Source organism: Methanolobus sp. WCC1, from assembly GCF_045690315.1.
Taxonomy (GTDB): domain Archaea; phylum Halobacteriota; class Methanosarcinia; order Methanosarcinales; family Methanosarcinaceae; genus Methanolobus; species Methanolobus tindarius.
The window spans coordinates 916,859-930,057 of record NZ_CP146979.1 but is presented as its reverse complement, the minus strand read 5'-3'; the positions used below and the strand labels follow the sequence as shown (position 1 = coordinate 930,057).

Below are 13,199 nucleotides of genomic sequence, written 5' to 3'. Positions count from 1 at the left end.
GGGTATTATATATTATGTTTGCATAAAATATGACCAAGATTTATCTCTTGAAATTGGCTATGGCAAGGGAATAACTGGTAGAAATGATTAAAGCGATAATTCTCGACTTTGCGAAAAAAAACCATGATCGGCTTGAAAGAGAACTAAAGGAGATACATCAAGTATTTTCCATATGTCACGTGGATGATGGTAAGCCTAAAATCCCTGAATCGGGAAACAATTTAGTATTTATCTCCAGAGTTGGGAACAATGACCTGAAATACGTAGAAGAAGCAATAGAAATCGCATCCTCCAGCAATTTACCTATCCTGTTCATAGTATCAAACCCCGATGACTTCTTTTTTAAAACAATAGAGAATGAAGAAAATGTATGGTATATTAAAGAACCATACTCAAAAATCGAACTCAAACATACACTTGAACATCTTGATTCCCTTCTTGAGAAAAATGATGATCAATTCCGCCTTATTACAGAAAATGTAAATGATGCAATTTTTGTAATGGATATGAAAGGAGACTTCTCCTATTTCAGCCCCTCCATAGAAAAGATCTCAGGATTTACACAGGATGAAGCTGTTAAGAAGAATCTTTCAGAATGGATTACAAAGGAATCATATGTGTATTGTGTAGATATGATCACACACTTTGCAACTGAATTGAGCAAGGGAGTAGTTTATGATCCACCTGTTTTTGAAATAGAGATAATTTGTAAAAACTCTCAAACAATACTGGCAGAACTTACTGTCAATCCTATAATTGATGATAATTTTAATTTTAAACATTTTATAGGAGTTATCCGTGACATCAATTCCAGGAGAAAAGCTGAAGAACGTTTCAGGATAGCTGCACAATGTGTTAGTGACCTGATATATGAATGGGACATGAAAACAGACCAGATGGAATGGTTTGGAGATATTGATAAACACCTTGGATATGAACAGGGAGAAATCAAAAATAATCTTGATTCATGGTCAGAACACGTGCATCCCGAAGACCTTCCAAGAGTAATGAAGACAATAGATGCGTATCGTTTGAATGGTGAAAGTTTCGATGCCGAATACAGGATGATAAACAAAGATGGGAAAATCAAATACTGGATCGAACATGGTCTTCCAATTTATCACAGAGATACAGGAAAAATTCAGGGAACCATTGGCGTATGTTCCGACATTACTGAACAGAAAGAGATAGAGAATGCTCTGAAAAGGAGCGAGGAGATGTTCAGGCTCATAGCAGAGAATGCCAATGATGTAATCTGGATGATAAATGAGAAGGGAAAACTCTTATACGTCAGCCCTTCTGTCCAGAAATTGAGAGGATACAGCCCTGAAGAAATCTATGAACAGGACATTGAAAACAGAATTGCAAATGAATCCGGCCTTCAGGCAATGAAACAATGGAATGAATTCTTCCGGAAATTCAAAAAAGGCGTAGTTCCCGATACACCCAGAAAACTGGAAGTTGAACAGCCATGCAAAGATGGATCTACAGTATGGACTGAAATGCACATCAATCCAGTACTCGATGATGAAGGCAATTTCAGATATTTTCTTGGAATAACCCGTGACATCAGTGAACGGCGAAAGAATGAGCAAGAATTAATGGAACAAAAGAATATGCTTGACAGCATATTCGACCTTGCACCAATACCCATGGTACTGCTCAATGAAGAAATAATTGTAGAGAATATGAATAATGCATGTTTAGAAATGTTGCAGCGAAAAAAAGAAAACATGCTTGGCCTTAAAGCCGGAGAAGTGTTTGACTGCATAAATTCAGAAAAAGGCAATGGTTGTGGAACTAACAAAGAATGTATTAAGTGCATATTTAACGATTCTGCCATTGAAACATTTGTAACTAAAAAGAATATTCATAAAAGGGAAGGTAAAACCACGATACTTGACCCGGCTGGTAAAACCATTCAACTCAATGTACTGGTTTCAACTGCCTATATCGAAATTCCTGATGAGCCAAAGATAGTTGTCAGCGTAGAAGATATCACTGCAAGGAAAATGGCAGAGCAAGCAACTATTAGTTCAAAACTCGAAGCAGAACAGGCTAACCGTACTAAGAGTGAATTTCTGGCAACCATGAGTCATGAACTCAGAACGCCGCTAAATGCAATAATAGGTTATTCACAGATGCTTCAGGAAAGCAATTTTGGAAACATGTCTGAAAAACAGCAACGTTTTGCAAGCCATATTTCTACAAGTGGAAAGCACCTTCTGGAACTTATTAATGATATTCTGGATCTTTCCAAAGTCGAAGCAGGAAAAATGGACCTGTATATGGAAACTTTTGATGTTAATGAAGTAATAAAAAATGTTTACAACATAATCGACCCTCTTGCTGTAAAGAAAAATATAGAGCTTAATTTTGAAATTGACCAGGACATTTCCATATATGCCGATAAAATCAGGTTCAAGCAGATATTTTACAACCTGATGAGCAATGCAATCAAATTCACACCAAACGGCGGGCATGTCACAGTAGACATTAGTGTAAATGAAAGCTTTTTGAAAATATCAGTCATCGATGATGGAATTGGGATTTCTAAGGATAAGCAGATAAAACTCTTTACACCATTCTATCAGGCAGATTCATCCACGGCAAGAACATACCAGGGTACAGGTCTTGGATTATCAATTGTGAAAAAGATTGTGGAGCTGCATGGAGGGACTATTTCTGTAGAAAGTGAAGAAGGAAAAGGAAGTAACTTCACCTTCACATTACCCTTTTTAAAAGAATAATAAAGAACGGCTCATATAAAGCCGTCTATAAGTTCATTCACTTTTTCTGTCGCTGGCGGATTCTTGTAAAGAGGGCCTGATTTGAGAACATCGAGATAATCATCAAAGCATGGTTTCTCGTTCACATAGAAAACACCCAGAGGAATCTTTTCACCCCATTCCATTGACTTTTCAAATGCTTTCACGCGATCGTTTAACTCATAACCGGCATCATCCATCTCATAGACTCTTTCAGAATACCATTTGAACGTATTCAGCTTATTGAAAGAGACACATGGCTGCAGCACATCAACAAGTGAAAGACCTTTGTGTTCAATGGCCTTTTCAATCAGGGAGGTTAAGTGTGAGACTTTTCCGGCATACCCGCGGGCCACAAAAGAACAATCCAGGGATATAGCCAGAGACAATGGATTCAGTGGCATGTTAAACACACCATGGGTCTGCACCTTTGTCTTCATACCAATCTCACTTGTAGGCGAAGCCTGCCCTTTTGTAAGTCCGTAAATCTGATTGTCATGCACAATCATTGTTATGTCAGGATTTCTTCTGACGGTGTGCAGGAAATGGTTCCCTCCTTCACCATAACAATCTCCATCACCTGTTACAGCAATTACAGTAAGTTCATGGTTGGCAATCTTGGCACCTGTTGCAGGTGGTAATGAACGTCCGTGAAGTCCGTTAAAACCATTGCAATTAAGGTAATGCGGAGTTTTACTTGACTGACCGATACCTGATGCCACCAGTACTTCATGAGGTGAACGTCCAAGGTTTACAAGTGCCTGCTTGATAGATTTCAGAATTGCAAAATTACCACATCCAGGACACCATGCTGTTTCAAAGTTACCATAATCTTCTATGCTGACCACTCAGATCACCTCCTTTTCCTTAAGGGCAGCAATTATGAATTCTGGACTGAAGGGTTCTCCATCATATCTAAGAATTGTTTCAGTTACTTTCACATCTGCGTCCAGCTTGAGATGTCGGGCAAACTGCCCGGTGGAATTATTCTCCACACAAACGGTCTTTTTAGCTTTAGAGAATAAATTCCTGGTTGCTTCAACCGGAAGCGGATGGATATGAGTGAAATGGACGTGATTTACCGACTTACCCTGAGATTTCAGAATATCCACAACCTCTGCAAGAGGACCGCAGGTTGAACCCCACCCTATAAGAGAAATCTCAGCGCCGGGGTCGCCATAAACTCTGGCAACGGATATCTCATCACTGAGAAGTTCCAGTTTCTTCATGCGCTTATCATTCATTTTTATGCGGTTTTCCGCATCCTCGCATATGTGACCGAACTCATCATGTTCGTCACTGTCAGAAAGAACAAGAACTCCCTCCTGACCTGGCAAAGCACGCGGAGATATTCCCATGGGAGTAATTTTGTAGCGTTTATACTTTTCTTTCTTTGTTCTCAGATCCTGATCGGAAAGAAGGTGACGTTGCACAGTTATTTTTGATGGATCAAATCTCTTTGAAGTGAAAAGAGAATCTGCAAGGTACTGGTCACTCAGCACAAATACAGGAATCTGGTATTTGTCAGCAATGTTAAAAGCTTCAGCAGTCAGATAGAAACATTCTTCCGGCGTTCCCGGTGCAAGTATACATCTTGGAAATTCACCCTGTGCAGCCGTCAGGACAAACTGAAGATCCCCCTGCTCAGTCATAGTTGGAAGACCTGTTGCAGGACCTGGACGCTGACATAGGAATATTACAGCCGGAGTTTCTGTGATGCCCGCCAATCCAAGAGCCTCAGTCATAAGGGCAAATCCTCCTCCAGAAGTGGTAGTCATGGAACGAGCTCCCGCATAAGAAGCACCAAGTACCATGTTAAGTGCTGCAATCTCATCTTCTGCCTGTTCCACAACAGCATTAAATTTATCCGCATTTGCAGCCACATAGGTCATAACACCTGTTGAAGGAGTCATTGGATACGCAGCAAGGAACTGTACTCCTGCAGCAAGGGCACCAAGGCCTACTGCCTCGTTACCGCTTATGAGCATCATCTTTTCCTTCTCCCCGGGATCATTTATAGCAAACTTGCAGCCACCGGGGTAATTTTCCTTAACAAAATCATAACCTGCTCTTGCAGCACTAATGTTTTTCTGTATAATTTCCTCGCCTTTTTTCTTGAAAGAAATTTTCAGTATTTCCTCAAGGTTAGACAGGTCAAGACACAGAAGACCAATCACAGCACCCATGGAAACTGAATTGGAATATATTTTGTCACCGCAAACGTCCTTTGCGATTTCCAGCATCGGAACGTGGAAAATAGATTCGGAACTGCTGTTTACTTTTACGTTATCCGCATCAACAACCACCACACCATCGTTTACTTCTGAGAGGTGTTTGTCGATGGAATCTGAATCCAGTGCAAGTAGCAGATCCACACCTTCATTCATTGCAGCAATTGGAGAATCACTTATACGAATTTTGAATGTGTTGTGTCCGCCGCGCACCCTGGAAAGATAATACTGCGTTGCAAAAACATGGAATCCACTTTTCTTTAATGTCTTGGCAAGGGCCATGCCGGTGGTTTGAAGTCCCTGGCCGGCTGCACCCCCTACTTTAATATTGAGATCTATTGTCACGATTATCCCCTATACTATTATTTTATACCCGATGGTAATGATACCAATCCCTTCTTATTTTCTGAGGCTAATATATAAAAACATTCGCAAAAAACTGAATCTAACTCTTAAAAAAACACGATGTTTTGCACTATTTACACATAATACCATTTTATGATTATTCTGTTACCAAAATTAGCTATTGGGAGCCATCTAAGAATATATTTATATAATATATTATCCCTAATAATATATAATTCGTTGAAAAATGATAATTATACAGTCTGACGTGATACATATGGAAAGAATGCCCACAGGAATAGCAAACCTTGACAAAAAAATTAGTGGCGGTTATCCGAGAGGTAAAGGAATCCTTATTACAGGTGTACCGGGTGCTGGAAAAACTATTTTTGGATTGCACTTTCTCCATAAGTCATGCATGGACGGCAAAAAGTGTGTAATGGTTGCAACTGAAGAAACTCCGGAAGACGTACTGGAGCAGGCTGCAATGCTTGGCCTTGGACTGGAATCATTTATAGAGAAGGGACAGCTTGTAATAAAACAGGTCATAGAGTTTAGAACCCGTTCAATAGCCCGGGAAGCTCACCTCGTTGATGACTTCAGTGATACTGAGATTGACATTATCGAAGAAACCCATCTTGACAGGCATATGAGACTTGATCAGGAAGGTTTTAACATTGAGGAAATTGACATAATTGACCTCGTCAGATTGATACCTGAAGATACAGATGTGGCTGTTATTGATAATATAGGAGTGCTTGCATTTGGTCTGATGCCAAAGGAATTCAGGGATAAATTTGATACTATTAACCGTATGCTTGCAAAACAGAAGACAACAGCTCTTTACATAATGGATGAAGCTGCCTATGAGATGACTCATAAGATTGCAGATTATTCAACATACGGTTCTGTCAAGCTCATGGTTAAGGAAAATCCATATACAGGCAAAAATGAACGTTTCTTAAGCATACCAAAGATGAGAAGCACAAAAATATCCCTTGATATTACAATATTTGATATTACGTCTGCAGGAATCAGCCTTAAAGGTTCAAAGGCAAAACTTGTTGAACTTTGATTCTCCCTGCATTTTTACAGGTAATAGTTAAGGTAGATTTTCAATCTGTTTTTTACATATTTTATTATTTTACCTTAAAAAGCATTAGGTATATATAATAAAAACTTAAATATATAATTGAACTGAAAACTAGTTCAAACCATCCAACAAAACGCACCAGGAGACCTCACCATTACTCTTACTGATAATCCGAAAATACTCATCGTTGACGATGAGATCATGAATATAGAGTTGCTTAAAGCATATCTGGAAGATGATTACTCTATCGTATCTGCTACAAACGGCAGAGACGCACTTGATCTTGTTCCCGAGGAAAAACCTGATGTTATTCTTCTGGACGTTATGATGCCGGATCTTAACGGATATCAGGTATGTGAAAAGTTAAAAGGTGATCCTGAAACCCAGTTTATTCCTGTTATTATGGTCACCGCACTTTCCGGCAGAGATGACTGGATATCCGGAATAGAGGCTGGTGCTGATGAGTTCCTGACAAAACCTGTAAACAAAATGGAACTGCTTACGCGTATTAATTCACTGCTGAAACTGAAGAAGATGCACTATGATCTGCTTGAGGAAAGGGATAAACTAAACCTTCAGAACAAAATAAGATCAGTTCTCACACAGATTATTCCGACATTACTTCGCACACTTCCAGCCGAACAGAAGAGTGTTGTTATTCACCAGATGATAGACATGGTAGTGGAATCTATTCTTGAAAATACAGATTCTGGAAGTCGTGAGAACGGACATGAGGGAATTGGAGATATATGCTGTAATATCATCAACCAGCTTGGCGCCAATTTTGAATCAGGTCCCGGCGAGGAGGAAAATACAGTATTCCTTATTAAAGGCAATGTATGCCCCTGGGGAAAAGAAGAAGCTCAGCTTAACCCAATTCTTTGTACCATTTCAAGAGGAATATTTTCAAGAATTCTTGACACCTATGATCAGGAACTTGAAGTTGAGGCCATTGAAACAATGGGAAATGGGGATGAACAATGTTTATTCCAGCTTAATAAAATAGAATATTAGATAAGATCCAATATTCTTATTGCCAGATGGGCAGCATTTGCGCCGTTGTCAACACCAACACTTGCTACCGGAACGCCGGGCGGCATCTGAGCTGTTGAAAGCAATGCATCAAGACCCATCATTTTTGCGCTCACAGGAACGCCGATTACAGGCTTTTTTGTTTTTGATGCAATGACACCCGGAAGCGCTGCAGACAATCCTGCTATGGCAATGTATACTTTTGAATCACTTTGAGAAACATACTCATCCAGTTTGTCCGGGTTACGGTGAGCTGAAATTACCTGGACATCGTATGAATAATCCGTACCATCAAGCACTCCGGTCACTCTGTTTGCAACAGAACGATCGGATTCGGAACCCATTATTATTGCAATATCAACCATTTCTTACCTCCTAAGGAAGATTACCTTCGCCTCTCAGCTCCTGCTGACGCTCGATGTTCATCCTTATCAATATATTATATATTTCTTTTACCGCAGAAACATCAAGATTCAATTCTATTGCAGCATCTGCTGCACGATCCAGAACCACATTATTCTGTGTCGGATCGTTAATATTGATCTTTTCCTGTTTCTTCGCTTCAAGTACCTTAGCAGCCATACCTACCCGCTTATGAATAAGCTGCATGATCTCGCTATCAATCTGTTCTATTTCCGTGCGTACTTCTTTGATAGTGGACATGTATACCCCGCATGTAAAAACATCTATTTATTACTACAACTTAAGAATATGATTTTGATTTACAATCATTGTTTATTGATGATGAGTGACGGTTATTGAATGTTATTTTTCAAATTATACAAATTAAGCTATGCTGTTTCGTAGCATGCACCTTTATGAGCACCTTTGTTATTTACTTTTGTCCTTATCACGTTTCCGCTGACATTATAGCCTTTCCAGACATCTTCAAGAATACCTGCCTGCTCATTATTTACAAGTGCAACAAATGAAGGACCTGTACCTGAAAGTGTTACTCCTTCAACACCAATATTAAGAGCACGCATCAGGAATTCCGTGTCAAAACCCAGGGCGCCGCAGTAAAGAAAACCATTAAGTGTCATTGCCTTTTCAAACTTGCCTTCCATGGAAAGGTCAAATGCCATATCAACCCATGGGGCTATCAGCCTTGAATTATCTACGTTGGTACCTGAACTGAATGACTTTTCATCAGGTGCAAATATCAACACCTCATAGTCGTGCTCTGTCCTTTTCAAAAGTTCCATGGCTTTGTTGTCAGTTACTACAAAACCACCGTAAAAGGATGCACATGCATCATCCAGAGCACCGGTGATTGTCACTTTTGAATCAAGGGCAGCCTGTACACCCATTTTAACAGCATCAAAAGGATCCAGCTCCTCGCCAATGGCATCCAGAGTTGCAAGAATCGAAGCATTTGCAGCTGCACTGCTGCTTTTAAGACCACTTGCAAGAGGAACCTCTGATCGAGTAGTTACTGTGCCACCCATCTCAATTCCAAAATGCTCAAGTACATATGAAACCGATCTTTCAATAAGCTGTGTATCCGCGTCAGGCATTCCCTGAATGCTGCCGCTTATCGATGTTGTTTCATCTGTGAGTTCCACATCAGCAAATGTCTTCAGATCGATACCAAAAGCCGCACCTTTCCATGTGGCTATTGCGTTTATTACCGTACCTGCACCAAGTGCATAAGCACTTCCTTTTGCTACCATTATGTTACCCTGTTATCCTTTAAAAATCCAGGATTTGGATTAAAATGTACAACTCTGCAAAACCCTGTATTTTACCCATACCAGTACTGTAAACTATTAAAGAATAATGTTTACAGGAATGAAAACAGAAATACCACACATGACTTATGAATTTGTCTTTGGTGTCAGGATCATGTCCTTTAATCTATTGTAACAAACCCTGTGCTTTTCCTCCATGTCAAGAGATTTAGCCTCGTTCTGTTTTTCCCTTTTTCTGGCGGAACCAGCAAGGCATTCGTCAAGTTTCTCTTTCAAATATGCACTATTGTTAGTATCATCTTCAGACAATAATTCCAGAATAAACTTGCTGTTGTGGAAATCGACTCCTTCTTCCTGTAATAATTTACCGCATGAAGTGGAGTACATAAGCACACCATTTGAAACAGGTCCGTAGAACTTTATTTTTTCACATGTCTCATTTTTGAGATGTTGTGGGGACTTGTAAACAGTATCATCCTGAAGTGTGACCAGCACATTAAAACTTTTACTTTTCTTGAGTCCCGGAGGGATTGTCTCCGGATACAGCACTTTTGGTTTCACACCCATATGCTTAAGATCAGACACCAGCTCAGATGAACTTGAATCATCTACTACGATGATGTGCTCTATGGTCTTATCTTCAGCCAGTATCCTGGCAATTTCTTTTTCATATTCCATACATCCTATTATACTCATCAAAGGCACATTCCCATCTCCTCACAATGAGGGTATCATAAAAGTATTGCAAAAACGGTCGGTTATCGATCGTATAAGCTAAATGCAAAAAAATTTCGCAGACCAAAATATATACCCCATATTATATGGGATAAGTTTTAGTATATAAATCCTACGAAAAATATGCTTTTTATTAAAATATATATACAGTTGGTTGGCGAGGTAAACTTACAGTCAAAAAATACAAACGACAACAACAGATACAAACGATACTTTTATAACAAATACGAGTCACTATATTTTACAATTCCCGACCCCATGGGTTGGAATTTAAGTAAAGTGACACGATCATTGAGAATCAAGATTGTAAGCAAGTTTTTCCGAAGGTTTTTAGCCTGAAAGTAAGACTTGTTGAAAAAGGCGTATTCATGCCCGCAAACACAAAAAGTGCTTGATTGAGAAATGTTCTTTAGTGGCCTCAGTAATACTGATATCTGCATTTTTTCTGCAGAACCGCTGCAATCTTTCACAAGACATGACCTGGAAGCATTTGTACTTATTAGGCAGGATTACGGAGAAGATCAAATGAACGAAGTAGTGTTTGGAGTAAAAGACGACAAGCAACTCGAATACACTCCTGAGAAGTGTATCGGTTGTGGAACGTGCGTTATGGCATGTCCTAAAGGTTCATTAGTTATCGGTTCAGTTGGAGCCGTGGCCAGAGGACTTATCGACAAAGATTTCCTTGAGAACCAGACAGAACTCTGCATTGTATGTGGAATCTGTGCTAAGACATGCCCAACAGGTGCACTTGAACTGAAACAGGCCGGCGAGTCTGTAAATGATAATGCTTACATAAGCGTTGCACTTAAGGACACAACAGTCAATGACAACTGTGTACACTGTGGACTTTGTGAACAGATCTGTCCACAGGGCTGCATTGAAGTCAAACAGTGGCTTTCCAACGATGGAACTGCCAGTGTAGACGGTGAAACTATTATTGACACAGAATGTTGCATACACTGTGGCTGGTGTGCAGAAGTCTGTCCTGCTGAAGCTATCAGCGTTGAAAAGCCATTTGAAGGCACATGGGTACAGGATGATAAAGTATGTACCGCATGTCGCAGCTGTGTAGATGTATGCCCATGCAATGCACTGTTTAACCCTGACTGGGAAGCAGGAGAAATTGTAAACAAGGTAGAACAGCGCGCAGATGCATGTATTTACTGTGGTGCATGTGACATGGCATGTCCTGTTAAAGCTATTACTGTTACAAAGACAGGAATTCTTCCGGAAGTCGACAAAAAGACACTTCTTGAGAAGAAACTGCTCAATGCGGAAATGAAGAGACCTACACTCACATCAACACTTGTCATCGATGAAGATGCATGTCTTGGATGTGGAAACTGTGTAATTGTCTGTCCTGTAAATGCAACGGATGAAGAAGTTGCAGCAGGATGCCTGAACGATGTCGATGGCAAGAAGGTCCTTGAAGTAAGGAACGGTGTGGCACAGGTCGTTAACCAGGATCTCTGTGGATCAGACGGTGCATGTGTAATGATCTGCCCTGTAAGTGCCATTACACTTGAGAAGAGGGAGGTTTAAACATGGCAGGAACTATTGCAATCAAGAACGGTTACGTTTACGATCCGCTCAACGACATTAACGGCGAAATGATGGACATTTTCATCAAAGACGGAAAGGTAGTCACTGAGCTTTCCGGCGCCGACATGAAAGATGCAAAGGAAATAGATGCAAAGGGCAAGACAGTAATGCCTGGTGGTGTTGACTCACACTCCCACGTTGCAGGAGCTAAGGTCAACGTTGGTAGGATGATGAGACCTGAAGACCACTACAGGCACTACCAGAAGAAGACGCCACTTACACACTCAGGCTGCGGATACAGTGTACCATCAGTTTACCTTGGTGGATACGAGTACTCCAAGATGGGATACACAACTGTTTTTGAGGCAGCTGTCCCACCAATGGAAGCACGCCACACACACGAGGAAATGCGCTCAACACCTATGCTTGACATGGGTGGATATCTTGTACTGGGTAACAACTGGTTCCTTATGAGATACCTCAAGGAAGGAGATATCGACAAGGCAGCAGCATACGTTTCATGGATGATGAAGACCCACAAGACATACGGAATTAAGTGTGTCAACCCTGCAGGTGTAGAGAACTGGGGATGGGGAGAGAACGTAGGAGCTCTTGACCAGTCCAATATTCACTTCGAAACTACACCTGAAGATATGATCAAGGGACTTACGGAGCTTAACGAGAAGCTCGGTATCCCAATGCCAGTGCACCTGCACGCAAACAACCTTGGTCACCCGGGATGCTGGGAAATCACAAGGGACTCACTCAAGATACCAAAGAATGTAAAGGCAAAGCCAAACGCAGATGTTGAGTGGTCAGAAACAAAAAGAGATGCTAAGAGGCACGAATCAGTTTACCTTACACACTGCCAGTTCAATGCTTTTGGCGGTACATCATGGAGAGACTTTGAGTCTGGTGTAAAAGGAATCACCGACTATGTAAACAGTGTCGATCACGTTGTAATGGACAGTGGTTGTGTACCATTCGGTGACGCAACAGTCATGACCGGTGACGGTCCTGCAATCCACGACCTCTACGTACTCACAGGCCACAAGTGGTCAAACACAGATGTGGAACTTGAATGTGGTTCCGGTGTACTCCCATTCGAATACCTGAAGGGCAACCCTGTACACAGTGTACAGTGGGCAATGGGTCTTGAAGTACTTCTCTACGTCAAGGACGCATGGAAGAGTATCATGACAACTGACAGTCCAAACGGCGGACCATTCACAAAGTACCCACAGGTCATTGCATGGCTTATGTCCAACAAGGCAAGACAGGATACATTTGCAGAATGCCACAAGTGGGCACAGGACAGAACCGATCTTGGTGCAGAAACAAGGGAAATGGACCTCTTTGAAATAGCAACCATCACCCGTGCAAACCCTGCAAGGACAATCGGTATGTCATACAGGAAGGGTACACTTGGTGTCGGTGCAGACGGTGACGTCGCAATCTATGATATTGATCCAAAGAGCCTCGAAGTCAACGACTACGAGAGCATCATAAGAGGATTCGAGAACGCTGCATACACCATCAAGGCAGGAGAAGTAGTTTCCCAGATGGGCGAGATCGTTGCAATCCCTGAGAAGAACACATTCTACTCTGACATTGCAACCGATGAGGATGCAGAGAACAGTATGCTCAAGGATGTCAAGAAATGGTTCAAGTACTATTCACTCGGATTCAAACACTATCCAACACCTGACAAGTATCTGGCAAACCCAACACCAATTCAGGTAAATGCGGAGAAGTGATA

The 13,199-nt window shown here is 41.0% G+C and carries 11 protein-coding genes; 5 read left to right on the top strand and 6 right to left on the bottom strand.

What is annotated here, in order from left to right:
- The first annotated feature begins 179 nt into the window (after positions 1–179).
- Complete coding sequence (locus V7O61_RS04705) at positions 180–2,750, top strand: PAS domain S-box protein (protein ID WP_407282581.1); 2,571 nt, start codon at positions 180–182, stop codon at positions 2,748–2,750.
- An 11-nt stretch (positions 2,751–2,761) separates the two neighbouring features.
- Here V7O61_RS04705 and V7O61_RS04700 read toward each other — a convergent pair whose 3' ends face one another.
- Positions 2,762–3,616, bottom strand: a complete 855-nt coding sequence (locus V7O61_RS04700) for a 2-oxoacid:ferredoxin oxidoreductase subunit beta (RefSeq protein ID WP_023844196.1) — start codon at positions 3,614–3,616, stop codon at positions 2,762–2,764.
- A complete protein-coding gene (locus tag V7O61_RS04695) occupies positions 3,617–5,344 on the bottom strand; it encodes a 2-oxoacid:acceptor oxidoreductase subunit alpha (protein WP_288069442.1) in 1,728 nt (575 codons plus the stop codon).
- 277 nt (positions 5,345–5,621) lie between these two features.
- Here V7O61_RS04695 and V7O61_RS04690 point away from each other — a divergent pair, with 277 nt between their 5' ends.
- On the top strand, positions 5,622–6,419 hold the full coding sequence (locus V7O61_RS04690) for an ATPase domain-containing protein (RefSeq protein WP_048135055.1): 798 nt from the start codon (positions 5,622–5,624) through the stop codon (positions 6,417–6,419).
- 219 nt (positions 6,420–6,638) lie between these two features.
- Complete coding sequence (locus V7O61_RS04685) at positions 6,639–7,451, top strand: methanogen output domain 1-containing protein (protein WP_407282582.1); 813 nt, start codon at positions 6,639–6,641, stop codon at positions 7,449–7,451.
- Here the strand turns inward: V7O61_RS04685 and V7O61_RS04680 are convergent.
- The 4 genes from V7O61_RS04680 to V7O61_RS04665 all read right to left on the bottom strand — a co-directional run bounded on the left by V7O61_RS04680 (position 7,448) and on the right by V7O61_RS04665 (position 9,856).
- Positions 7,448–7,834 carry an AIR carboxylase family protein gene (locus tag V7O61_RS04680; RefSeq protein ID WP_023844200.1) on the bottom strand — a complete coding sequence of 129 codons (387 nt, stop codon included), beginning with the start codon at positions 7,832–7,834 and terminating at the stop codon, positions 7,448–7,450. The two genes, V7O61_RS04685 and V7O61_RS04680, sit on opposite strands and share 4 nt — an antisense overlap.
- A gap of 10 nt (positions 7,835–7,844) precedes the next feature.
- Positions 7,845–8,132, bottom strand: coding sequence for a chorismate mutase (locus V7O61_RS04675; RefSeq protein WP_023844201.1), 288 nt, complete (start codon positions 8,130–8,132; stop codon positions 7,845–7,847).
- A gap of 128 nt (positions 8,133–8,260) precedes the next feature.
- The gene (locus V7O61_RS04670) at positions 8,261–9,142 is read right to left on the bottom strand and encodes a shikimate kinase (RefSeq protein WP_407282583.1); all 882 of its coding nucleotides are present in this window, start codon (positions 9,140–9,142) and stop codon (positions 8,261–8,263) included.
- Between the two features lie 144 nt (positions 9,143–9,286).
- Complete coding sequence (locus tag V7O61_RS04665; RefSeq protein WP_407347450.1) at positions 9,287–9,856, bottom strand: hypothetical protein; 570 nt, start codon at positions 9,854–9,856, stop codon at positions 9,287–9,289.
- Positions 9,857–10,420: 564 nt separating this feature from the next.
- On the opposite strand from V7O61_RS04665, the gene V7O61_RS04660 reads away from it, so the two are divergent.
- A complete protein-coding gene (locus V7O61_RS04660) occupies positions 10,421–11,440 on the top strand; it encodes a 4Fe-4S binding protein (protein WP_407282585.1) in 1,020 nt (339 codons plus the stop codon).
- 2 nt (positions 11,441–11,442) lie between these two features.
- Positions 11,443–13,197, top strand: a complete 1,755-nt coding sequence (locus V7O61_RS04655; RefSeq protein ID WP_023844205.1) for a formylmethanofuran dehydrogenase subunit A — start codon at positions 11,443–11,445, stop codon at positions 13,195–13,197.
- Positions 13,198–13,199: the final 2 nt, after the last annotated feature.